Here is a 21,063-nt window from a genome sequence, read left to right on the forward strand (position 1 = left end):
ACCCCGCGGCCCGTCTCCAGGACAGGGCCCGCTGGAAGCGGACAACGAGAGAACCAAAGACGACGGCCCCGCCCCAGGTCTCGGAGCGGAGCCGTCAAGGCTTCCCTGCGTGTCCGTAGGACTAGTGCCCCGGCTCCGGCGAAGGCTCCTGCTGCTTGCCCGTCGCGTGCGAGGTCTTCCAGAACTGCGCGGGAAGGAGCGTGAACGCCATGATGGCGAGCTGCGACGCGATGAAGCCCGTGAGCGCCCAGAACGCGCTGTCCATGAAGCCGTAGGAGTGGAGCCCCACGCCCAGCATGTTGACGCCGAACCAGGACAGGCTGGTGATGACGTTGCCGAAGATCGCCATCGCCATGATGCCGCGCTCGCGGACGAAGCCGCCCCAGCGCGCGTGCAGGATGATCGCGTTCCACAGCACGATGAGCAGCGCGCCGTTCTCCTTCGGATCCCAGCCCCAGAACCGGCCCCAGGACTGGTCGGCCCAGATGCCGCCCAGCACCGTGCCCAGGAAGCTGAAGAAGAGCGCGAAGCAGATGACGCCGTAGGTCATCCCCATGAGCGCCTTGGTGGTGCCCGGGTCCGGCTTGCGGACCAGGTGCTTGCGGAGCGTGTAGCCGATGGCCATCGCGCCCGCGAGGAAGGTGCCGCTGTAGCCGATGGTGATGGTGACGACGTGGGTGGCGAGCCAGAAGTTCGAGTCCAGCACCGCCCGCATCATCTCCATCGTGTCGCCGTCGCCCGAGAGGTGGTGCGCCACGATGAGCGAGGCGAACCCCGAGGCCGCCGCCACCGCCGTCGCGAACCCCTTCTTGTAGATGCGCTCCAGGATGACGCCCAGCACCACCGCGCCCCACCCCACGAACACCGCCGAGGAGTAGAGGTTCGTGACCGGCGGGCGGCCCTGCAGGAGCACGCGCGACACGAGCCCCAGCGTGTGGATGACCGCGCCCGCGACCAGCAGGCCGTACGCCGCCGGCTGCAGGATCTTCGGCTTCCAGAGCCAGGACGCGAACAGCGCCAGCATCGCCAGCACGTACACGACCATGCCCGCGTAGAACGGCTGCGCGCGGTTGAAGACGATCTCGTGGCCCGCGAGGTCGATCGAGTCCGGGCGCGCCGCGGCGTCCGCGGCGGTGACGTCGGCCACCGCCCGGCCGAAGCTGGACGGATCCTGCGCCATGTACGCGACCGAGAGGCGCGCCCAGCCCGAGAGCGCGTCGCCCGGCTGGCCCGAGGCGGCGCCGCGCAGCGCCTGGCCCATGTTGAGCCAGTTGTCGCCGGTGGTGCCCGCGGCCGGCGGGATCGGGCGGAAGTAGGCCAGCTCCTCGATGGCCTGGTGGCGCTGCTGCGCGCCCGGCGTGCCCGCCGAGGCCACCTCGGCGGCGAGGCCAGGCGAGCCCGCGAGCTGCACCGTGTTCTTCAGGCGGTAGTAGAGGTACACGCGCTCGAACAGGTTCGCGATGGCCGACTGGAAGCGCGTGCGCTGCTTCGCGTCCACCTGGTGCGCGGCCATGGCCTGCTTCTGGATCTCCTCCAGGTGCGGCACGAGCGCGCTGAACGCGAAGTAGCGGTTCGAGCTCTGGCGCATGCCCATGAGCCCGAGGACCTCCGGGTCGTTGATCACGAACACCGGGTACTGGTCCGCCAGCTCCGGGCGGAACAGGACGTCCAGGATCCACTCGTCGGACGAGATGGTCCGGCCCTTCTGCGGCCCGTCGCCGTCCGGGTCGTACCTGAAGCTCTGCTGGCCGCGGATCATCAGGAGCGCGTTCCGCGACACCGAGTCCACCGGCTTCACGCGCCCGCCCTCCAGCACCGGCAGGCGGCCGAACGCGTCGGTGTCGAACCCGCGGACCGGGCTCGGCGGGATGACGGCGATGGCGGCGCCGACGATGGCGAGGCCGCCGGCGAGCCAGGGGATCAGCTTCTCGAGCTTCATGAGTGCGCCTCCGCCGCGGCCGCACGGCGCCGCATCGACCTTCTCATCGTGATGGCGAAGTGGACGAGCAGCCCCACCGTGACCAGCACGCAGGAGATGTAAGGCAGGAGCCAGCCCGGGTTCGACACCACCTGCAGGATCGAGAGGGTGTCGCCCTTTCCGAAGCTGGCCTGGTAGAACGCCTTCCCGTCGTAGCGCAGCGGCTGGTTCATGTAGATGAGCACGTCGCGCGACTCGCCCTTGGCGGGGTTGCTGAGGTGCACCAGGCTCGAGAAGTTCTTCGGGATCTCGGTGCCCGGGTACACGTCGTGGGTGAAGTCCTTGAGCGTCAGCGAGTACGGCAGGTAGACGCGCCGCGAGCGCATCGCGAGCTGGTAGGTGCGCCCCTCGTAGACGAACTGCTGCGGGGCCGCGAGCAGCGCCGACACCAGCCAGGTGCCGTAGCTCCGGCCGCCCGCCACCGGCTCGACGAACGCGGCGGTGGCGTTGGGGCGGTCGTCGGTGGTGACCGGCGGCAGCTCGGCCACGCGGATGCTGGTGCCCACCCCGGCGGTGGCGATGGCCGGCGCGTCGTTCGGCGTGCGCATGGCCAGGTCGGCGTTCTTGAGGAAGCGCTTCACCTTGAGGGTGATGGGCGTCCCCGGCACCTGCACCTCGTCGGCGCGGGCGAGCAGCGTCTCGGGGATGCCGTACACCTCGTCCCAGGCCGGGTCGGTGACGTCGATGACCGCCAGCTCGTTCTCGCGGGGGTACTCCACGTAGTTCGCGGTGTGCCCCTCCTCGAACGCGAGCTGCATGTCCTGCTGGAACATGCCGGTCACGAACTCGCCGATGACGAGCAGGATGAGGCCGGCGTGGACGATCCAGAGCCCCGCCTTCTTCCAGGACAGCTCGAGCCGCTTCAGCTGCGCGGCGATGAGGTTCACCGCCAGCACCGCGCCCGCGAGCGCGCCGCCCGGGAACACCGGCACCGAGAGCACGGTGCCCGGCACGTCCCACCAGACCAGCCAGCTGCGCATGTACACGTTGACCGCGCCCCAGGTGCCGAGGTGGACCTGCGCCAGCGTGCAGGCCACCACCAGCACCATCAGCGCCGCCATGCAGACGATGGTGAGCTTCAGCGAGGTGAGCACGTCGAGCAGCGCGCTCAGGGGCCGGTTCTCAATTCGCGTCAAGGCGGAGGCTCTCCAGCATGGAAACGAACTCGGGCTTGCGCGCGCCGACCGCGGCCGCGTCGCCGGACATCTTCAGGAACCAGGTGTTGCCCTCGGTGAACGTGAAGCCGGCCACCACGCGGGTCTTCTGCTGGCCCTCGCCGAGGAAGTCGTAGACCGACACGTCGCCGGCGCGCGTCTTCACGTGCTTGCGCGCGGAGGCGAGCGAGGCCTCGTCGAGCGGCGGCAGGCCGATCTGCCCACGCCACCGGTTCACGTTGGCGAGCTCGCCGCCCGCCGGGCCGGGGAGGACGATCACCGTCACCTCCACCTTGCCGCCCGAGGCCGGGGGCGTGAGGGTCGCGTACCGCATCGCGCCGCCGCCGCGGACCTCGTTCCAGCCCTTCGGCAGCGTCCACGCCAGCGCCGACGAGCCGGTCGGCTGCGCCGGCGGCGGCACGTCGCCGGCCATGCCGGGCGCGCCCATCCCGCCGCCCATGCCGGCGGGCATCGCCGCCATGCCGGCCGGCTCCGGCGCCGCCTTGGGCACGCGGAAGTGGCTCACCGACTCGCGCTGGCAGCCGCTCGCGGCCAGGGCCAGCGCCCCCAGGAACACCCATGCGGGTGCGACCGACGACCACGGGCGTGCGCCGTCCCGCCTCGCGCCCGGATCAGGTGCTTCGACTCGCATCCATCCCTCGTGTGCGGGCGGCCAGCCGCCCTGGAAACCGCAGCGAAGTTGCGCATGCCGCAGCGCTGTGACCGTCCGGCGCGGGCTGCCATTCAACAGCGAGCCCCCGGAACCCTTCCGTACCAGACGGGGCAGGAACCTATCCCTTGAGATGATCGGGATCAAACGGTTCGTCACGCGCTTTCCGGGCCTTCCGTGCGGCTCTTTGTCGCAGGCAGCCGCTCGCCGCGGGCGCCGGGCACCGCCCGCCCCTTCGCGCTTGCCGCCGGCGCGGCCCGGGCGGACAACAGGCACCGTCCGTCATGACCGCCCCCGCCCGCGCACGCGCCTCCCTGACCCGCTTCGCCTGGCTCTCCATCGCCGCGGCGGTGACCACCATCGGCCTGAAGACCGGCGCGTATCTGCTGACCGGCTCGGTGGGCCTGCTCTCCGACGCGCTCGAGTCGCTGGTGAACCTCGTCGCCGCGATGCTCACGCTGGCGATGCTGGGCGTGGCGGCCCGCCCTCCCGACGAGGAGCACGCGTACGGGTACGGCAAGGCGGAGTACTTCGCGAGCGGCGCGGAGGGGGCGCTCATCCTGCTCGCGGCGGCGGGGATCGCCTGGACGGCCACCGAGCGCCTGCTCTCGCCGCGGCCGATCGAGCAGGTGGGGCTGGGCCTCGTCGTCTCCGTGGCGGCGTCCCTCGTGAACCTCGGCGTCGCGCGCGTGCTCCTGCGGGCGGGCCGGCGGCACCACTCGATCGCGCTCGAGGCCGACGCCCACCACCTCATGACCGACGTGTGGACGTCGGCCGGGGTGCTGGTGGCGGTCGGGCTGGTGGCGGTGACCGGCTGGCAGCGGCTCGATCCGCTCATCGCGCTCGCGGTCGCCGCGAACATCGTCTGGACCGGCGTGAAGATCATCCGCCGCTCGGCGCTCGGGCTGCTGGACCGCGCGCTCGCGCCGGAGGAGCAGGCCGCGCTCCGCGCCGTGCTCGACCGGCACGCGTGCCCGGAGGTGCAGTTCCACGCGCTCCGCACGCGGCAGGCGGGGTCGCGCAGGTTCGTGACGGTGCACGTGCTCGTCCCCGGCGCCTGGACGGTGGCGCGCGGGCACGGGCTGGTGGACGCCATCGAGCAGGAGGTGCGGGCGGTGCTCCCGAACGCCACCATGGAGACGCACCTCGAGGCCCTCGAGGATCCGGCCGCCTGGCAGGACCAGGAGCTCGACCGGCCGCTCCCGCCGGCCGCGCCGCGCCAGGCACCTTGACGGCGCGCGAACGCCTCGCCATCTGTTGAGGCCGCCGGATCGCCGGCGCGGAGGCGGTGCATGAGCCAGGAGACGCTGAACCCGCAGGCCCGCCAGATGGCGGACGAGTCCATGTTCCGCAACCTGGCCGCGCAGGCCTCGGCCATCTGGCCGCAGGAGGCGCCGCTCTTCCGGCGCTACGAGCTGCCGGCCGGCGCGCGCATCCTCGACGCGGGCTGCGGCACCGGCGAGATCACCGCCCGCCTCGCCGGCCTGTTCCCGAAGGCGACCGTCCTCGGCGTGGACGTGCTCGAGCCGCCGCTCCGGGTGGCCCGCGCCCGCCACGGCGCGCTCGCGCCCCGCGTCTCGTTCGCGCAGGGCAGCGTGTTCCACCTGGCGCTGCCGGATCGCGAGTTCGATCTCACGGTCTGCCGCCACGTCATCCAGGCCATCCCCCACCCCGAGCGCGCGCTGGCCGAGCTGGCCCGGGTGACGCGCCGCGGCGGGCGCATCCACCTGCTGGCCGAGGACTACGGGATGATCCACCTCCCCGCGCGCACGCTGGATCCGGCCGACTTCTGGCCGGCCGCGCCGCGCGAGTTCGGCGCCCGCACCGGCTCGGACATGCTGGTCGGCCGGCGCGCGTTCGCCATGATGCGCGCCCTCGGCCTCGCCGACCTCACGCTCGACTACGTCGCGGTGGACACGCTGCGCGTGCCGCGCGAGACGTTCGCGGCGATCTGGGAGGCCTGGCGCGACGGCTACGCCGACGCCATCGGTCAGCACACCCGCTTCACCGCCGAGGAGGCGCGGCGCCACTTCGACGACCAGATCGCGACCATCCGCGATCCGGACCAGTACGCCGCCTGGATCATCCCGATCCTCTCCGCGCGCGTGCCGTAGGCGGCCGCGCGGCCGGCGGGCCGGCGGTTTCCGGCCGGGAATCGCCCCTGCGCGGGGTGGAACGGACGCGCCGATCGGGTGTATTTTCGCTCCCCTTCCCCCGCGCCGGAGCGAGCCCGTGCAGAAGACCGAGGACCTGAACATCGCCGCGTTCGACCTCATGCCGTCTCCGGACGAGGTCAAGGCGCGCATCCCCATCACCGAGGAGGCGGTCCGCACCGTGGTGGAGGGCCGCCGCGCCATCGAGGCCATCCTCGACGGCCGCGACCCGCGCATGTTCGGCGTCATCGGCCCCTGCTCCATCCACGACGCGGCCGCCGGCCTCGACTACGCGCGCCGCCTGCGCCACCTCGCCGAGGAGGTGAAGGACACGCTGGTGCTGGTGATGCGCGTGTACTTCGAGAAGCCCCGCACCTCGGTCGGCTGGAAGGGCTTCATCAACGATCCGTACATGGACGACTCGTTCCGGATCGACGAGGGCATGGAGCGGGCGCGCCGCTTCCTGCTCCAGGTGAACGAGCTCGGCCTGCCCGCCGGCACCGAGGCGCTCGACCCGCACGCGCCGCAGTACTACGGCGACCTCGTCTCCTGGACCGCCATCGGCGCCAGGACCTCCGAGTCGCAGACCCACCGCGAGATGTCCTCGGGCCTCTCCACCCCGGTCGGCTTCAAGAACGGCACCGACGGCGACGTGGACGCGGCCGTGAACGCCATCCTCTCGGCGGCGCGGGCGCACAGCTTCCTCGGCGTGAACGGCCAGGGCCAGTCGGCCATCATCCGCACCCGCGGCAACCGCTACGGCCACCTGGTGCTGCGCGGCGGCGGCGGCCGGCCCAACTTCGACACCGTCTCCATCTCGCTCGCCGAGCAGGCCCTCACCCGCGCCAAGCTCCCGCTCAACCTGGTGGTGGACTGCTCCCACGCGAACTCGTGGAAGAAGCCGGAGCTCCAGCCGCTCGTGCTCCGCGACGTGGTGCACCAGGTCCGCGAGGGCAACCGGTCGGTGGTGGGCTTCATGGTCGAGAGCTTCATCGAGGCGGGCAGCCAGCCCATCCCCGACGACCTCTCGAAGCTCCGCTACGGCTGCTCGGTCACCGACGCCTGCGTGGGCTGGGACACCACCGTGGAGATGGTGCGCCAGGCCCGCGAGGTGCTGAAGGACGTGCTGCCGCGGCGGGACCGCGGGTAGCGGCCGGACCGCTCGCCCCTCGACAGGCTCGGGGTGAGCGGGGGCCAGGGCGGCTCACCCTCAGCGCCCCTCGACTCCGCGCGGCCTGGCGGCCGCGCTACGCTCGGGGTGAGCGGACGGAGGCGAAGGGCCGTGGTGAGCCCGCCCTTCGACGCGCTCAGGGCGAGCGGGCAGCGAAGATCCGCTCGTGGTGAGCCTGCCCTTCGACGGGCTCAGGGCGAGCGGGTCATGGGCGCGCGGCCTACAGCAGCGTCCGCGGGTCGGTGTACGGGATCCCCAGGCTCTCCGCCGCGGGCGCGCAGGTGAGCTTGCCGCGGTAGGTGTTGAGCCCGGCCAGGAAGCCGAGATCCGCGAGGAGCGCGTCCTTCACGCCGCGGCCGGCGAGCTGCATCGCGTACGGCAGCGTCGCGTTGGTGAGCGCGAGCGTGGAGGTCCGCGGGAGCGCGCCGGGCATGTTCGCGACCGCGTAGTGCAGCACGCCGTCCACGAAGTAGACCGGGTCGGCGTGGGTGGTCGGCCGGGTGGTCTCGACGCAGCCGCCCTGATCCACCGCCACGTCCACGATCACGCACCCCGGCTTCATGTGCTTCAGCATGCGCCGCTGCACCAGCCTGGGCGCGGCCGCGCCGGGGATGAGCACCGCGCCGATGACGAGGTCGGCCTGGACGAGCGCCTGCTCCACGTGCGCCTCGTTGGACCAGAGCGTCTCGATGCGGTTGCCGAAGATGTCGTCGAGGTAGCGGAGCGTGGGCAGGCTCTTGTCGAGGACCGTGACCCGCGCGCCCATGCCCGCCGCGACCTTGATGGCGTTGAGCCCCACCACCCCGCCGCCCAGCACCACCACGTGCGCGGGCGGCACGCCGGGCACCCCGCCGAGCAGCATGCCGCGCCCGCCGTTCGGCTGCTGCAGGTAGAACGCGCCCACGTGCGCGGCCATGCGGCCGGCCACCTCGGACATGGGGGTGAGCAGCGGCAGGCGGCCGGAGGTGTCGCGGATGGTCTCGTAGGCGATGGCGGTGACCTCGTGCTCGAGCAGCGCCTTCGTCTGGAGCGGGTCCGGGGCGAGGTGCAGGTACGTGAACAGGATCTGCCCGGGCCGCAGCGCGGCCAGCTCCGGCGGCTGCGGCTCCTTCACCTTCACGATCAGCTCGGCCTGTTCGAACACCTGCCGGGCGACCGGCGCGATGCGCGCGCCCACCGCCTCGTACTCGGCGTCGGTGAACCCGCTCCGCTCGCCGGCGCCGGACTCGACCAGGACGTCGTGCCCGGCCGCGACGAGCGACCGCGCCCCGCCGGGCGTCAGGCCGACGCGGTTCTCGTTGTTCTTGATCTCCTTGGGGCAGCCGACGCGCATGCGAAGCTCCGGGGTGAGGGTCGAGCGGCCCCCACCGAGTAAGACGAACGCGGGCCGCCGTCGACCCCCGCACCGGGTGTTCGCGATGGCGCGTCCCACGGTTCTGGGCTAAGGAGCGGCCATGAACGCGAAGGAGCGCGCCGCCCACCGGCTCGCCCTGGAGCGGCTGCGCGCGCAGCTCGTCCAGGCGGGCCCCGCCCGCATCGAGCCGAACCGCCGGGACCCGGCCAGCACCGGCGTCTCCGACGAGGACGCGCAGGCGCTGTCCGAGATGCTCCAGGTGCTCGCCTCGCAGCGCAACAAGGGGCAGGCGGAGCTGGTCGGCCGGATCGACCGCGCGCTGGCGAAGCTGGCCAACCGGCCGGACGACTTCGGGCTGTGCGAGTCGTGCGAGGAGGAGATCGCGCCCCGCCGGCTCGCGCTCATGCCCTACGCGGCGCTCTGCCCGGAGTGCCAGGCGCGCTCCGAGCCGCGCCGCAACGCGACGCGCAAGAACCTGACCGACTTCAGCTGACCCGCACCCCGGAGATCCCCGTGCGCATCCTCCACACCATGCTCCGCGTCGGCGACCTGGAGCGGTCGCTCGCCTTCTACACCGGCGTCCTCGGCATGACGCTGCTCCGCCGCCAGGAGTACCCCGACGGCCGCTTCACGCTCGCGTTCGTGGGCTACGGCCCGGAGTCCGAGCAGACCGCCATCGAGCTGACGCACAACTGGGACACGCCGCGCTACGAGCTCGGCACCGGCTTCGGCCACGTGGCGCTGGAGGTGCCGGACGCGTACGCCGCCTGCGCCGAGATCAAGGCGCGCGGCGGCCGCGTGGTGCGCGAGGCCGGCCCGATGAAGCACGGGACCACGGTGATCGCGTTCGTCGAGGATCCCGACGGCTACAAGATCGAGCTGATCCAGCGCGGGGGCTGAGGCGGATTCGCCTGCTCGTCCCTCGACTCCGCGCGGCCTGGCGGCCGCGCTACGCTCGGGATGAGCGGACGGAGACGCTTCGCATCCCCCGCTCACCCTGAGCGTAGGCGGGCCGCAGGCCCGCCGGAGTCGAAGGGCCGCGCTACGCTCGGGATGAGCTGACGGAGTCGCTTCGCATCCCCCGCTCACCCTGAGCGTAGGCGGGCCGCAGGCCCGCCGGAGTCGAAGGGCCGCGCTACGCTCGGGATGAGCGGACGGAGTCGCTTCGCATCCCCCGCTCACCCTGAGCGTAGGCGGGCCGCAGGCCCGCCGGAGTCGAAGGGCCACGCAACGCTCGGGAGGAGCGGACGGAGTCGTTTCGCATCCTCCGCTCGCCCTGAGCCTGTCGAAGGGCGAGCGGGCGCGGCTCAGGCCGCGCGGACGACCACGCCCGTCGCGGTCTCCGCGAACCGGTACTCGGGGTGGAGCCGCTCCGCGGTGCGGAGCGCCCACTCGCGGTCGAACAGCACCACCGCCCGGTCGCGCACGTCGAGCACCACCATGCCCTCGACCGCGTCGTGGAGCGCGTCGAGGTCGAGCGGCTTGCCGTCGGCGCGCGAGACCCAGCGCGCGAGCTGGTACGGCACCGGCTCGACCCGCACCTGCACCGAGTACTCGGACTCGAGCCGGTAGCGCACCACCTCGAACTGGAGCTGGCCGAGCGCGCCCAGCACGAGGTCGCCGGCGCGGCCCGCGGGCGGGCGGTAGAGCTGCACCGTGCCCTCCTGCGCGAGCTGCTCCAGGCCGGTCGCGAACTGCTTGCGGCGCATGGGGTCCACCAGCGCGAGGCGCCGGAAGTGCTCCGGCGCGAAGCTGGGGATGCCCTCATAGACGAAGCGCGAGCCGCCGGTGAGCGTGTCGCCGATCTCGAGGTTGCCGGGGTCGTGGATGCCGACCACGTCGCCGGCCCAGGACTCGTCCACCACGTTCCGGTCGCGGGCCAGGAACTGGGTGGGGTTCGCGAGCCGGACGTCCTTGCCGCTGCGGACGTGGTGCGCCTTCATCCCGCGGACCATCCGGCCGGAGCAGATGCGCACGAACGCGACGCGGTCGCGGTGCGCCTTGTCCATGTTCGCCTGGATCTTGAACACGAACCCGCTGAACTCGTCGCGGGTCGGCTCCACCGGGCCCTGGTCGGTGTCGCGCGGGCGCGGCGGCGGCATCAGCTCGCTGAAGGTCTCGAGGAACGCCTCCAGGCCGAAGTTGTTCACCGCGCTGCCGAAGAACATCGGCGACAGCTCGCCCGCCTCGAAGCGCTCCCGGTCGAACCCGTCGCCGGCGGCGTCGAGCAGGTCGGCCTCGGAGCGGAGGCGATCGTAGCCTGCGTCGTCGAGCGCCTCGCGGAGCATCGGGTCGTCGATGCCGGTCACCTCGACCGGCGGCCGCTCGGCGCCGGTGGTGGAGCTGGAGTTGGCGTGGTCGGCGTCGAACAGGTACACGCGCCGCGCCATGCGGTGGTAGACGCCGCGGAAGACGCCGCTGCGGAACACCGGCCAGGTGATGGGGTAGACGCCGATGCCGAGGACGCTCTCCACCTCGCCGATGAGCTCGAACGCGTCGCGGCCCGGGCGGTCCATCTTGTTCACGAACGTGAAGATGGGGATGGAGCGCTGCCGGCAGACGCGGAACAGCTTGCGGGTCTGCGACTCGACGCCCTTGGCGCAGTCGAGCAGCATCACCGCCCCGTCCACCGCGTGCAGCGTGCGGTAGGTGTCCTCGCTGAAGTCGGCGTGGCCGGGGGTGTCGAGCAGGTTCATCTGCAGCCCGCGGTAGGGGAACTGCAGGACGCTGGTGGTGATGGAGATGCCGCGCTCGCGCTCCATCTCCATCCAGTCCGAGACCGCGTTGGCCCGGCCGCGCTTCGCCTTCACCGCGCCGGCGAGCTGGATGACGCCGCCGTAGAGCAGCAGCTTCTCGGTGAGCGTGGTCTTGCCGGCGTCCGGGTGGGCGATGATGGCGAACGTGCGCCGGCGCGAGATCTCGTGGTGGCTCATGGACTGCGGGGGTCCTTCCAGAATGCGAATCGCCCCGGGCCGCGGGACCCGGGGCGAGCGAGCGTCTGTGCGTCGGGGGCGCACTCTAACCCAGCGGCGCGCGCGTTGCACCCTCCGCGCCTCGCCGCCCTCCGGCCGGCCGTCCCGGGGCCCCTCCGCTCCCGGGTGGCCGCCCGGCGGCGCGCTAGCTCACCAGCAGGAGCTTGCGCATGTGGACGTGCGGGACCCCCTGGTCCTCGAACACGTCCCCCTCGCGCCGGTAGCCGCGCGCGTGGAAGAACGGCTCCGACCCGAGCTGCGAGGCCACCACCACCTCGCGGATGCCGCGCAGGCGGGCCATGCGCTCGAGCGAGTCGAGCATGGCGGCGCCGACGCCGGTGCGGCGGGCCTCCTGCGCCACGGCCATGCGGCCGATCTGGCAGGTGCGCTGGTCGGTGCGGACCACCCGGCCGGTGCCGACGCAGTGGCCGCCGCGGTCGAACGCGACCACGTGGTCGGCGGAGAAGTCGAAGGCGTCGCGGTCGAGCGGCCGGGGGATGTGCTGCTCGAACTCGAAGACGTCGCGGCGCAGGGCGTAGGCGGCGTCGCGATCCTCGGTGGAGGAGGCGAAACGGACGAGGAAGGGCATGTGGGAAAGGTACCCGAAACGATCGTTCAGGCTCATGCCGCGGTGCGGCGAAACGGCACGGTTTCCCTCGACCGGGCGAGCCCTTCTGCGGCCGTGCCGTCCGCGGCGCCGCCGAAGGAGCATCGGACCATGCCCGCGAACGTGCCGCCCCGGTACAAGGACGCGGAGCTGCGCCTTCACCGCGCCACCACGCGCGAGGAGAAGGAGGACGCGCTCCGCGAGATGATCGCGCTCCTCCCCCATCACAAGGGGACCGACAAGCTGCTGGGGGACCTGCGCGCCCGGCTCTCGAAGCTGGAGGAGGAGGCGACCCACGCGCACCGGCCCGGGCGTCGCGCCGAGGTCGGCCAGGTGGTGCGCGAGGGGGCGGGGCAGTGGGTGATGGTCGGGCCGGCGAACGCCGGGAAGTCGTCGCTGCTCGCGGCGCTCACGCACGCGAAGCCGGAGATCGCGGAGTACCCGTTCACCACGCGTGATCCGCTGCCGGGGATGATGGAGTTCGAGGACGTGCAGGTGCAGCTCGTGGACACGCCGGCGGTGGGCGGGGCGCAGGTGCCGCCGTGGCTGCCGCAGCTCGTCCATGGGGCGGACGGGGTCCTGATCGTGCTCGACGTGGCCGCGGACGATCTGGAGGCGGGGCTTCGGGCGACGCTGGACCTGCTGGAGAGGGCGAGGGTCCGGCCTGCGGGGCGGGCGGCGGCGCCGGGGGCGTCGCCGCTGGAGCGGGCGGTGCCGGTGGTGGTGCTCGCGAACCGGTGCGACCTGGACGACGACGGGACGTTCGCGGCGCTGGCGCGGGAGGCGGTGCCGCCGGACCTGTTCATGTTCCGGGTGTCGGCCACCCGGGGAGATGGGCTGGATGGGCTGCGGGCGGTGCTGTTCAGGTCGCTGCACCGGATCCGCGTGCACACGAAGGAGCCGGGGCACGCGGCGGACGCGGGGAAGCCGTTCGTGCTGCCGGAGGGGGCGACAGTGCACGACCTCGCGGATCGGGTGCATCACGATCTCGCCGAGCGGCTGAAGTTCGCGAGGCTGTGGGGGCCGCACGCACGGTTCGAGGGGCAGCAGGTCGATCGGGGGCACGTGCTGGGGGATGGGGATGTGGTGGAGTTGCATTCGTAGCCGTCGTGGATGGGCGGCGGGGTTGCTGGTGGCTCGGTGAAGGGAGCTGGGCGGCGGGCCTTTGGAAAGGAGCTAAAGGTCGGGCAGCGGCCCTTTGGAAAGGAGCTAGAGGTCGGGCAGCGGGCTGGCGGGGCGGGGCTGTTGGCCGGGGCCGGGCTCGGCGCGATCGGCTTGCGAGAGGCCTGGAGTGGAGGCGGGGCTGGCGCTCGACTCGCGCGCGCGGCTCTGCTCGCCGCTCATGGTGAGCCCGTCGAACCATGAGCGTGGCGTAGTCCCCGTGACTCTGCTCACGTGAGCCCCTGGTCTTCCGCTGATGATGCGCCTCTGGTCCTTCGCTCATGGTGAGCCCGTCGAACCATGAGCGTGGCGTAGTCACCGTGAGTGACCGCTTGCAACCCAACGGGCACCTTCGCCGCGCTTGACGTGGTTTCACTGTTCGGCGACTCGCGCGCCGCGGGGAGTGCGGAAAGGTTGCCCTGGATGCGCCGGAGCTTGCCTGCCGATCGCGCCCGCGTTCCGAGCGCGTTCGCGATCTCGCCCTTCCCTTCTCGCGTCTGGCGGCGAATGCGTGCGTCCGGCGAGCGCCCGGAAACGCATGCGAGAGTGCCTGCATGGACACTGCGCGTGCGCTCTCGGATCACCTCTCCCCCCTCCTCCGCCGCGAGCGCTCGGCGCTCGCGGAGTTCCTCGTCGCGCTCGCGGACTTCGACGCGCGGCGCGCGTGGGCGGACCTGGGGTACGCCTCCCTGTTCCACTACCTGCACCGCGAGCTCCGGCTCTCCAAGGGCTCGGCGCAGTACCGCAAGGTCGCGGCGGAGCTCATCCAGGCGGTGCCGGCCGTCGTCGAGCCGCTGCGGGATGGGCGGCTCTGCTTCACCACCGTCATCGAGGTGGCGCGCGTCGTCACCGGCGAGAACTGGGAGACGATCCTGCCGCGGTTCTATGGGCTGTCGCGGCACGAGGCGGCTGAGGTCGTGGCGGCGCTGGCGCCGCATCCGGCGCCGCCGGAGCGGACGGTCCTCACTCCGGTGCGCGGGCCTGGGGCGACTGGTTCAACTGTTGAACCGCGCGCCCCTGTGGTGACTTCTGGTTCAACTGTTGAACTGAAGGGCCCTGCGCTGGCCGCCGGTTCAACTGTTGAACCGCCGGCTGCACCGCCTCCGTATCGCTCCTTGGCGGAGCTCACCCCACTCACCGCCTCCCTGCAGCGGCTCCACGTCACGGTAAGTGAACGTTTCGCGCGCAAGCTGGAGCGGCTGCGGGATCTTCGGCCGGACCTTTCGGATGACGCGCTACTGGAGGCGGCTGTCGATCTGCTGCTGGCGAAGGCGGAGAAGCGCCAGGGGGCGCTCACGGACCGGCCCCGGGCGTCGGCCCGGCCCTCTCGCGATCCGGATCGCATCCCTGCCCACGTCCGCCGCGAGGTCTGGCGGCGGGATGGGGGGTGCTGCCAGTGGCGGTTGGCGGATGGCGACGTCTGCGGGTCCACGCATGCGCTCCAGCTCGACCACGTCGTGCCGCTCGCGCTCGGCGGGGACTCCACCGTCGCCAACCTTCGCGTGCTCTGCGCGGCGCACAACCTCCTCGCGGCGCGGGCCGTGCTTGGGGATGCGGTGATGGATCGCTACGCGGGGACGCCACGGGGACGTGTGACGTGACGGTGATCGCGGTGCGTACGCGGAGCCGCTTGACCTTCTTCCCTCCCTCCCCCATCTTGCGCCCCCCTATGCCCATCCGACGAGGCTCCGTCACCTTCGCTCGCTTCCGCGCGGAGATTCCCGCGAAGCGTTCCTCCGACACGCGCCGCTGGCTGGCCCGCGGGCTGGCCAAGGGGGCCTTCGAGCCGCTCGACATCGAGCGCGGGGAGGACGATCGGGCGGCGGGGTTCGTCTCCGCGCAGGATCCGGGGGTCACGGACTTCACCTCGGGGGTGCTCGAGGGCGAGTGGGCGCTGTTCGCGTTCCGGGTGGACACGCTGCGCATCCCTTCCTCGGCGGTCCGGGCGGAGCTGGATCGCTGGGTCGCGCTCCACGAGAAGGAGCGGGGGCGGCCGCCGACGAAGGGCGAGAAGGCGACGCAGAAGGACCTCATCCGCCACGCGCACCGGCAGCGGGCGGTTCCGTCCACCAAGGTTCACGACGTCTCGCTGCACCTCGCCTCGGGGGAGCTGCTGGTGTGGGCGGCGTCGCGCAAGCTGGTGGACGAGATCGCGGCGGCGGTCGAGGGCGCGCTGGAGATCAAGCTGACGCCCTCCTCGGTGAGCGCGCTGGCGGTCCGGTCGGAGGTCTCCGACGCGGCGCTGGCGCCGACGGCGGCGCTGACGGGCATCTCGGGCAAGGAGGCGCTCCATGTCGAGGCGTGATCAGGCGAGGGCGGAGGCGGCGTTCCTGCGGGGCGACACGGGCGTCGATGGCGTCGCGACCGACGCGGACGGGCGGGACGAGGCGGAGGTCGAGCGCGACAAGGCGCGGGAGGCGCTGGTTCGCGGCCGCACGTGGCTGGGGCGGGAGCTGCTCACCTGGCTCTTGTGGCGCTCGGAGTCGGGCGAGCCGGTCACGGAGCTGGACGGCACGCCGGTCGTCGTCCTCTTCGTGGGGCGGGTCACGCTGCGCGGGGTGGTGGGCGACGTGACGGAGCTGGCGGCGCGGGGCACGCAGGCGCCATACGCGCGCGAGGTCCGGCGGGCGCTCGACGCGGGGCTGCTGGTGCACCAGGCGCGCGTGCGCCTGCAGCACGGCGAGCAGGCCTACGAGGTGACGCTCGACGCGGAGTTCCTCGACGTGAAGGGCGCGAAGCTGCCGCCGCCGCTGGCGGAGGCGGACGACGACAAGCTCGTCGAGCGGCTCGAGCAGGCGCAGCGGCTCTCGGCGCTGGTGGACGCGCTCGCGGCGGCGTTCCTGGAGGTCCGCGCCTCGCGGGCCTGGGCCTCGCGCACGGTGCCGGCGCTGAAGCGCTGGATGCAGGACGAGGAAGGCGGCGCGGAGCGGGAGGAAGCTCCGGCGCCCGTATCGCGGCCGGCGCGCAAGGCGCGGTAGCCGCGGCATCGCTCGCCCTTCGACGGGCTCAGGGCGAGCGGAAGGATCGGGCGGCGGCTCCGCTCCTGCCGGGCCACACTTTTCGCGTGCCCTCGCGGCGCCCCGGCGGAATACTGCGCGGCCATGCTGCGCATCGCGGCGCTGTCGGACATCCACGGGAACGTCTGGGCCCTCGAGGCGGTGCTGGAGGACGCGCACCGGCAGGGCGTGGACCTCGTCGTCAACACCGGCGACCTCCTCTCCGGGCCGCTCGAGCCGGCGGCCACCGCGGACCTGCTCATCCCGCTGGGCCTGCCGACCATCGCGGGCAACCACGAGCGGCAGCTCCTCGCCTGCGAGCACCACGCGGGCGGAGCGGCCGACCAGCACGCGTTCGAGCACACCACGTCGCGCCACCGCGAGTGGCTGCGCCACCTGCCGCCCACGCTCGACCTGGCGCGCGGCGGCGTGTTCCTCTGCCACGGCTCGCCCACCAGCGACACCCAGCACCTGCTCGAGGACGTCGAGCACGGCGGGCTGCGCCTGGCCGCGCCGGCCACGCTCGAGACCCGCGCGTTCGGCGTGGACCGGAGCCTCATCCTCTGCGGCCACTCGCACGTGCCGCACGCGATCGGGCTCAGCGGCGGCCGGCTGGTGGTGAACCCGGGCAGCGTCGGGCTCCAGGCCTACGAGGACGACCACCCTTCCCACCACAGGGTCGAGAACGGCTCGCCGCACGCCCGCTACGCCATCTGCCACCGCACCCCGCGCGGCTGGAGCGTCGCGTTCCGCTGCGTGGCCTACGACCACCCCCGCGCCGCGGAGACGGCGCGCGCGAACGGCCGCGAGGACTGGGCGCGCTGGCTGGAGACGGGGCGGGCCTGAGTCCCTCGACCCCGCGCGGCCTCCGGGGAGAAGTCCGCTCACCCTGAGCGTAGGCGGGCCGCAGGCCCGCCGGAGTCGAAGGGCGAGCGTCGCCTCACGGCGGCGCGGTGCGCCGCACCGCCACCACCGTCAGCTCCGCCTCGCCGCCGGGCCGGTTCACCTCCACCACGTCGCCGGCGCGTCGGCCGAGCAGCGCGCGCGCCACCGGCGAGCCGGCGCTGATGAGCCCGCGGCGCGCGTCGGCCTCGTCCGGCCCGACCAGGCGCCAGGTGACGCGGCGGCCGTCCTCCTCCTCGACGGTCACCCAGGTCCCGAACCCCACCTGCCCCTCCGGCGTGGCGTCGGGCCCGAGGACCGTGAGCGCGCCCAGCGTCGCGTCGAGCGCGGTGATGCGCGCGTCCAGCTCGGCGATCCGCGCCGCGCGCTCGGCGTCGGGCAGCCGGGCGGCGTCGCCGCGGTCGGCCCGGAGCCGCGCCAGCGCCTCGCGCAGCGCGGCCTGCCCCTCGGGCGTCACGTAGCGCACCTCGCCGGGCGCGAGCCGCGGCGGCGGTCGCACCACCGGGCCGAGGTCGGGCGTCTCCTCGCTGGTGAAGGCCTTGGACACGCCCCGAGGATAGCGGCCGGCCGCCGGCCGCGCCCGCGCGGACGTCCGCCCCGGGCCGGGCCCTGCGACACCTGGGCGCAGCTTGCGCCCGCGCGCCGGAGGCGCCATCACCTCCACCCATGGACACCACGCGACTGGGAAGGACCGGGCTCGAGGTGAGCCGGCTGTGCCTCGGCACCATGAACTTCGGGCCGGAGACGCCGGAGGACGAGGCGTTCCGGATCATGGACCGCGCGCTCGACGCCGGCGTGTTCTTCTTCGACACCGCCAACGTCTACGGCCAGAAGGCGAGCGAGTGGGGCCGGCTCCCGCGCGAGGGACGCACCGAGCAGATCGTGGGGCGCTGGCTGGCGCAGGGCGGAGGGCGGCGCGAGCGGATCGTGCTCGCGACCAAGGTGTACGGGCCGATGTGGGAGGGGCCGAACGGCCGCGGGCTCTCCGCGTTCCACATCCGCCGCGCCTGCGAGGACAGCCTGCGCCGGCTCGGGACCGACCACGTGGACCTGTACCAGATGCACCACGTGGACCGCGCCACGCCCTGGGACGAGCTGTGGGAGGCGATGGATCGCCTGGTGCGCGACGGCAAGGTGATCTACGTCGGCAGCAGCAACTTCGCCGGCTGGCACGTGGCGCAGGCCTGCGAGGCCGCGGCGCGGCGGAACCTCCTCGGCCTCGTCTCCGAGCAGAGCCTCTACAACCTCGCCTCGCGCACCATCGAGCTGGAGGTCATCCCGGCCTGCCGCGCCTACGGCGTCGGCATCCTGCCCTGGAGCCCGCTCGCGGGCGGCCTCCTGGGCGGCGCGCTCGCGAAGGCGACCGCGGGACGGCGCGCCGGCGAGCGGGTGCAGAAGAAGATCGAGCAGCACCGCCCGCAGCTCGAGCGCTGGGAGAAGCTCTGCGCCGAGATGGGCCAGCGGCCCGCGGACGTGGCGCTGGCGTGGGTGCTGGGGCGGCCGGGCGTCACCGCGCCGATCGTCGGGCCGCGCACCGTGGCCCAGCTCGACGAGGCCATCGCCGCGACCGAGCTGACGCTCGACCCGGCCGCGCTGCAGGAGATCGACGCGATCTGGCCCGGCCCCGGGGGCGAGGCGCCCGAGGCGTACGCCTGGTAGCCCTTCGACTCCGGCGAGCCTGACGGCTCGCCTACGCTCAGGGTGAGCGGGCGATCTGCTCACCTGGCGCGAAGTCGAGGGCCGAAAAGTCGGAGGCTCCGCCGGTTTCCCGGCGGAGCCCCCGTGGCCCCCCGGCCACTTCGAGTGGAGCGCTCACCCTTGGACGCTCCGCAGACTTGGAACGGCCGGCCCGCGGCGTGTGACGCGTCGGGCGCGGGTTCCGCGCGGCCCGGGGAAACCCCTCACCATTCCGGCGTCATAGAACGTTTACCCAGAATGGGGCGTCCGTCAGGATTCTTCGCGGCTGCCCTCGACCGCGCGGCGCCGGATGATCTCGGCCAGCCGGTCCTTGATGCGCTCGTAGCGCTTGCGGAGCGTGGCCGGGTCCACGCGCTGCCCGTCCTGCGACAGCACCTCCGCGACCTCGTCCCAGGAGAGCTCCTGGTCGAGCCGGAGCACGAGCAGCGTCTGCTCCTCGTCGTCCAGCATCGCCCGCAGCTCCTCCAGCTCCTGCCGCTGGCGCTCGAGGCGGACGGCGGTGCGGGTGCGGACGTCGGCGGCGAGCCGGGTGGCCTCGGTGGTGTCGAGCCGCTGCCCGAGCCGCCGCCAGGCGTCGTCGCGGACCTTCATGGCGGCGCTCCAGGCGGCCTTGAACGCCCAGGTGCGGGCGCTGGAGCGGCGCTGGAACCCCGGCATGCCGCGCCACACCTGCTCGGCGAACAGCGCGAACGCGTCGGCGGCGGCGGTCTCGTCGCGGAGCAGGACGTTCAGGTAGCCCAGGATCCGCGGGCCGTAGCCGCGGATGATCTCGGTCGCGGCGAGGCGGTGATCGCCCGCCTCCAGCGCCGCCGATATCCGGGCCTCGACGTCCATCCCGGGCAATGTAGACGACCCTGCACGGCGGGTCGAGGCGGCCGCGAGGTGGGTCACCGGCCCGCCAGCAGCCGGGCGAGGGCCGAGGTGATCGGCTGTCCGGTCCGCTCCTCCACGAACCCCCACTGTCCGCTCGGGTTCAGCTCGAGGAACGCCCAGGAACCGTCGTCGCGGCGCCGGAAGTCGGCCGCGGCGTACAGGAGGCCCAGGTCGGCGACCAGTCGCCGCAGCCCGGCCGCGATCGCGTCGGGCAGCTCGCAGGCCGCGACGCGGCAGAGGTGGGTCACCGGCCGGAAGTCGTCCGGTGAGACCGTGTCGCGCGCGTCGAGGTCGGCCGCGAAGAGCGCGTCGCCGACCACCGTCACCCGCACGTCCACCCCCGGCACGCGCTCCTGGAAGATGACCGGCGCGAGCGGCAGCGAGGCGAGCCGCGCCAGGTCGTCGCGGCCCACGCGGCGGGTCGGCCGCCACAGCGCCGCGCTCCCCGCGGCGAGGACCTTGTGGACGGCGCCGTCCGGACCGCACGCATCGAGGAAGGCACGCGCGGCGTCCGGGTCGCTCGTGACGAGCGTGCGCGGCACCGGCAGCCCGGCGCGCTCGGCGGCGGCGAGCTGGTGCGGCTTGTGCGCGGCGGCCGCGTCGCGCCAGGGATCGTTGACGAAGCGCGCGCCGCGCAGCGAGGCCACGAGGCCCATCACCGCCTCGCCGGTCTGCCGGGTGGCGAACGCGGCGTCCTCCGGGCGGAGGCCGGGCGCGGCGGCGTGTGGCTGGGGCCGCCTCCACCAGACCGCGGTGACCCGCGCCGCGTCGATGGGCGGGCGTCCTTCGAGCCGGAGCTCCCGCGCGCCACCGCCCGCGCCGTAACCGAGCACCACCCTTCCCCGGCGCGGCAGGTCCGAGAGGTCGAGCACGGTCGCTTCCGCGCCGAGCGCCTCGAGGGCGCGGAGCACGAGCGGCGCGTGCTCGTCGCCGGCGTGGGTGATGGCGAGGATCACGGGAAGGAGCCGGCGCGCCGGGATGGCGCGCGCCGGCGATGCGCCACTAGATGGCGGTCTTCTCCGGCACCGCCGCGGGCGCAGCCTGCGCCGCCTCGGCCTGGAGCGTCGTGTACCAGCGCTCCACCGCTTGCATGTGCTGGATGCTGCTCTCGCTCAGGAAGCTCTCGCGGTGCGCGCGCTGCAGCAGGTCGAGCAGCTTGGAGAGCGTCGCCACCAGCTCGGCGGCGGTCGCCTGGCGCTTCGCGGCGAGCTCGGGGCTGACGCTCTCGAGGCCGAACGGGCGGGAGGTCGCGAGTTCGACGGCGGTCACCGCGGGACGATCCTTCTCCTCGATTGTGACCATCAGATCCGGATTCTTGGGCATGTCGTCTCCTATTTCAGATGGAATTGCAGCGAGCCGATGCTACTTCACGG

The 21,063-nt window shown here is 73.2% G+C and carries 21 protein-coding genes; 11 read left to right on the forward strand and 10 right to left on the reverse strand.

Annotation, left to right across the window (positions count from 1 at the left end; all coding sequences use genetic code 11):
- Nucleotides 1–121: 121 nt before the first annotated feature.
- Genes ACOQFB_RS12300 through ACOQFB_RS12310 form a run of 3 tightly spaced genes read right to left on the reverse strand, consistent with a single transcriptional unit; the run spans nucleotide 122 to nucleotide 3,709 of the window.
- Nucleotides 122–1,939 carry a cytochrome c biogenesis protein gene (locus ACOQFB_RS12300; RefSeq protein WP_421609874.1) on the reverse strand — a complete coding sequence of 606 codons (1,818 nt, stop codon included), beginning with the start codon at nucleotides 1,937–1,939 and terminating at the stop codon, nucleotides 122–124.
- Entirely contained in the window at nucleotides 1,936–3,114 is a 1,179-nt protein-coding gene (locus ACOQFB_RS12305) for a cytochrome c biogenesis ResB family protein (protein ID WP_421609875.1), read from the reverse strand. The genes ACOQFB_RS12300 and ACOQFB_RS12305 overlap by 4 nt, the downstream gene beginning before the upstream one ends.
- Complete coding sequence (locus ACOQFB_RS12310) at nucleotides 3,101–3,709, reverse strand: hypothetical protein (RefSeq protein WP_237757853.1); 609 nt, start codon at nucleotides 3,707–3,709, stop codon at nucleotides 3,101–3,103. Before ACOQFB_RS12310 ends, ACOQFB_RS12305 begins: the two co-directional genes overlap by 14 nt.
- A gap of 377 nt (nucleotides 3,710–4,086) precedes the next feature.
- Here ACOQFB_RS12310 and ACOQFB_RS12315 point away from each other — a divergent pair, with 377 nt between their 5' ends.
- The 3 genes from ACOQFB_RS12315 to ACOQFB_RS12325 all read left to right on the forward strand — a co-directional run bounded on the left by ACOQFB_RS12315 (nucleotide 4,087) and on the right by ACOQFB_RS12325 (nucleotide 7,105).
- Complete coding sequence (locus tag ACOQFB_RS12315) at nucleotides 4,087–5,034, forward strand: cation diffusion facilitator family transporter (RefSeq protein ID WP_059436879.1); 948 nt, start codon at nucleotides 4,087–4,089, stop codon at nucleotides 5,032–5,034.
- Between the two features lie 60 nt (nucleotides 5,035–5,094).
- On the forward strand, nucleotides 5,095–5,916 hold the full coding sequence (locus ACOQFB_RS12320; RefSeq protein WP_059436880.1) for a class I SAM-dependent methyltransferase: 822 nt from the start codon (nucleotides 5,095–5,097) through the stop codon (nucleotides 5,914–5,916).
- 118 nt (nucleotides 5,917–6,034) lie between these two features.
- A complete protein-coding gene (locus ACOQFB_RS12325; RefSeq protein ID WP_082100167.1) occupies nucleotides 6,035–7,105 on the forward strand; it encodes a 3-deoxy-7-phosphoheptulonate synthase in 1,071 nt (356 codons plus the stop codon).
- Between the two features lie 241 nt (nucleotides 7,106–7,346).
- On the opposite strand, the gene ald is transcribed toward ACOQFB_RS12325, so the two are convergent.
- Nucleotides 7,347–8,459, reverse strand: coding sequence for an alanine dehydrogenase (gene ald / locus ACOQFB_RS12330; protein WP_421609876.1), 1,113 nt, complete (start codon nucleotides 8,457–8,459; stop codon nucleotides 7,347–7,349).
- 121 nt (nucleotides 8,460–8,580) lie between these two features.
- Between ald and ACOQFB_RS12335 the strand changes: the two genes are divergently transcribed.
- Both ACOQFB_RS12335 and gloA read left to right on the forward strand, forming a co-directional pair.
- Nucleotides 8,581–8,973, forward strand: coding sequence for a TraR/DksA family transcriptional regulator (locus tag ACOQFB_RS12335; protein WP_011421162.1), 393 nt, complete (start codon nucleotides 8,581–8,583; stop codon nucleotides 8,971–8,973).
- A gap of 20 nt (nucleotides 8,974–8,993) precedes the next feature.
- The gene (gene gloA, locus ACOQFB_RS12340) at nucleotides 8,994–9,380 is read left to right on the forward strand and encodes a lactoylglutathione lyase (protein WP_059436882.1); all 387 of its coding nucleotides are present in this window, start codon (nucleotides 8,994–8,996) and stop codon (nucleotides 9,378–9,380) included.
- Nucleotides 9,381–9,787: 407 nt separating this feature from the next.
- Here the strand turns inward: gloA and ACOQFB_RS12345 are convergent, their stop codons facing one another.
- Nucleotides 9,788–11,413, reverse strand: coding sequence for a peptide chain release factor 3 (locus ACOQFB_RS12345; RefSeq protein ID WP_059436883.1), 1,626 nt, complete (start codon nucleotides 11,411–11,413; stop codon nucleotides 9,788–9,790).
- Between the two features lie 184 nt (nucleotides 11,414–11,597).
- The gene (locus ACOQFB_RS12350) at nucleotides 11,598–12,041 is read right to left on the reverse strand and encodes a GNAT family N-acetyltransferase (RefSeq protein ID WP_059436884.1); all 444 of its coding nucleotides are present in this window, start codon (nucleotides 12,039–12,041) and stop codon (nucleotides 11,598–11,600) included.
- A gap of 129 nt (nucleotides 12,042–12,170) precedes the next feature.
- On the opposite strand from ACOQFB_RS12350, the gene ACOQFB_RS12355 reads away from it, so the two are divergent.
- From ACOQFB_RS12355 to ACOQFB_RS12375, 5 genes are all read left to right on the forward strand, one after another.
- Nucleotides 12,171–13,163, forward strand: a complete 993-nt coding sequence (locus ACOQFB_RS12355; protein WP_059436885.1) for a GTPase — start codon at nucleotides 12,171–12,173, stop codon at nucleotides 13,161–13,163.
- A gap of 611 nt (nucleotides 13,164–13,774) precedes the next feature.
- Nucleotides 13,775–14,821: an HNH endonuclease gene (locus ACOQFB_RS12360; protein WP_421609877.1), complete on the forward strand. Its 1,047-nt coding sequence runs from the start codon at nucleotides 13,775–13,777 to the stop codon at nucleotides 14,819–14,821.
- 68 nt (nucleotides 14,822–14,889) lie between these two features.
- A complete protein-coding gene (gene rdgC / locus ACOQFB_RS12365) occupies nucleotides 14,890–15,525 on the forward strand; it encodes a recombination-associated protein RdgC (protein ID WP_494492230.1) in 636 nt (211 codons plus the stop codon).
- Entirely contained in the window at nucleotides 15,512–16,198 is a 687-nt protein-coding gene (locus tag ACOQFB_RS12370; RefSeq protein ID WP_421609879.1) for a hypothetical protein, read from the forward strand. Before rdgC ends, ACOQFB_RS12370 begins: the two co-directional genes overlap by 14 nt.
- Before the next feature lie 123 nt (nucleotides 16,199–16,321).
- Nucleotides 16,322–17,062, forward strand: coding sequence for a metallophosphoesterase family protein (locus tag ACOQFB_RS12375; RefSeq protein ID WP_421609880.1), 741 nt, complete (start codon nucleotides 16,322–16,324; stop codon nucleotides 17,060–17,062).
- Between the two features lie 94 nt (nucleotides 17,063–17,156).
- On the opposite strand, the gene ACOQFB_RS12380 is transcribed toward ACOQFB_RS12375, so the two are convergent.
- Nucleotides 17,157–17,666: a GreA/GreB family elongation factor gene (locus ACOQFB_RS12380; protein ID WP_421609881.1), complete on the reverse strand. Its 510-nt coding sequence runs from the start codon at nucleotides 17,664–17,666 to the stop codon at nucleotides 17,157–17,159.
- A gap of 119 nt (nucleotides 17,667–17,785) precedes the next feature.
- On the opposite strand from ACOQFB_RS12380, the gene ACOQFB_RS12385 reads away from it, so the two are divergent.
- Nucleotides 17,786–18,778, forward strand: a complete 993-nt coding sequence (locus ACOQFB_RS12385) for an aldo/keto reductase (RefSeq protein ID WP_059436891.1) — start codon at nucleotides 17,786–17,788, stop codon at nucleotides 18,776–18,778.
- A gap of 288 nt (nucleotides 18,779–19,066) precedes the next feature.
- On the opposite strand, the gene ACOQFB_RS12390 is transcribed toward ACOQFB_RS12385, so the two are convergent.
- Genes ACOQFB_RS12390 through ACOQFB_RS12400 form a run of 3 tightly spaced genes read right to left on the reverse strand, consistent with a single transcriptional unit; the run spans nucleotide 19,067 to nucleotide 21,013 of the window.
- The gene (locus tag ACOQFB_RS12390; RefSeq protein WP_059436892.1) at nucleotides 19,067–19,651 is read right to left on the reverse strand and encodes an RNA polymerase sigma factor; all 585 of its coding nucleotides are present in this window, start codon (nucleotides 19,649–19,651) and stop codon (nucleotides 19,067–19,069) included.
- A gap of 53 nt (nucleotides 19,652–19,704) precedes the next feature.
- Nucleotides 19,705–20,646, reverse strand: coding sequence for an MvdC/MvdD family ATP grasp protein (locus ACOQFB_RS12395; protein ID WP_059436893.1), 942 nt, complete (start codon nucleotides 20,644–20,646; stop codon nucleotides 19,705–19,707).
- Between the two features lie 46 nt (nucleotides 20,647–20,692).
- Entirely contained in the window at nucleotides 20,693–21,013 is a 321-nt protein-coding gene (locus ACOQFB_RS12400; RefSeq protein ID WP_059436894.1) for a hypothetical protein, read from the reverse strand.
- Nucleotides 21,014–21,063: the final 50 nt, after the last annotated feature.

The sequence above is a fragment of the Anaeromyxobacter sp. Red801 genome (assembly GCF_049201065.2).
Taxonomy (GTDB): Bacteria; Myxococcota; Myxococcia; order Myxococcales; family Anaeromyxobacteraceae; genus Anaeromyxobacter.

What these genes read in the sequence shown, in the direction of transcription:
- ACOQFB_RS12300 (WP_421609874.1), bottom strand. Translation starts at nt 1,939, where the DNA reads ATGAAGCTCGAGAAGCTGATCCCCTGGCTCGCCGGCGGCCTCGCCATC.
- ACOQFB_RS12315 (WP_059436879.1), top strand. Translation starts at nt 4,087, where the DNA reads ATGACCGCCCCCGCCCGCGCACGCGCCTCCCTGACCCGCTTCGCCTGG.
- ACOQFB_RS12320 (WP_059436880.1), top strand. Translation starts at nt 5,095, where the DNA reads ATGAGCCAGGAGACGCTGAACCCGCAGGCCCGCCAGATGGCGGACGAG.
- ald (WP_421609876.1), bottom strand. Translation starts at nt 8,459, where the DNA reads ATGCGCGTCGGCTGCCCCAAGGAGATCAAGAACAACGAGAACCGCGTC.
- ACOQFB_RS12335 (WP_011421162.1), top strand. Translation starts at nt 8,581, where the DNA reads ATGAACGCGAAGGAGCGCGCCGCCCACCGGCTCGCCCTGGAGCGGCTG.
- ACOQFB_RS12345 (WP_059436883.1), bottom strand. Translation starts at nt 11,413, where the DNA reads ATGAGCCACCACGAGATCTCGCGCCGGCGCACGTTCGCCATCATCGCC.
- ACOQFB_RS12350 (WP_059436884.1), bottom strand. Translation starts at nt 12,041, where the DNA reads ATGCCCTTCCTCGTCCGTTTCGCCTCCTCCACCGAGGATCGCGACGCC.
- ACOQFB_RS12355 (WP_059436885.1), top strand. Translation starts at nt 12,171, where the DNA reads ATGCCCGCGAACGTGCCGCCCCGGTACAAGGACGCGGAGCTGCGCCTT.
- ACOQFB_RS12360 (WP_421609877.1), top strand. Translation starts at nt 13,775, where the DNA reads ATGGACACTGCGCGTGCGCTCTCGGATCACCTCTCCCCCCTCCTCCGC.
- rdgC (WP_494492230.1), top strand. Translation starts at nt 14,890, where the DNA reads ATGCCCATCCGACGAGGCTCCGTCACCTTCGCTCGCTTCCGCGCGGAG.
- ACOQFB_RS12370 (WP_421609879.1), top strand. Translation starts at nt 15,512, where the DNA reads ATGTCGAGGCGTGATCAGGCGAGGGCGGAGGCGGCGTTCCTGCGGGGC.
- ACOQFB_RS12375 (WP_421609880.1), top strand. Translation starts at nt 16,322, where the DNA reads ATGCTGCGCATCGCGGCGCTGTCGGACATCCACGGGAACGTCTGGGCC.
- ACOQFB_RS12385 (WP_059436891.1), top strand. Translation starts at nt 17,786, where the DNA reads ATGGACACCACGCGACTGGGAAGGACCGGGCTCGAGGTGAGCCGGCTG.
- ACOQFB_RS12390 (WP_059436892.1), bottom strand. Translation starts at nt 19,651, where the DNA reads ATGGACGTCGAGGCCCGGATATCGGCGGCGCTGGAGGCGGGCGATCAC.
- ACOQFB_RS12400 (WP_059436894.1), bottom strand. Translation starts at nt 21,013, where the DNA reads ATGCCCAAGAATCCGGATCTGATGGTCACAATCGAGGAGAAGGATCGT.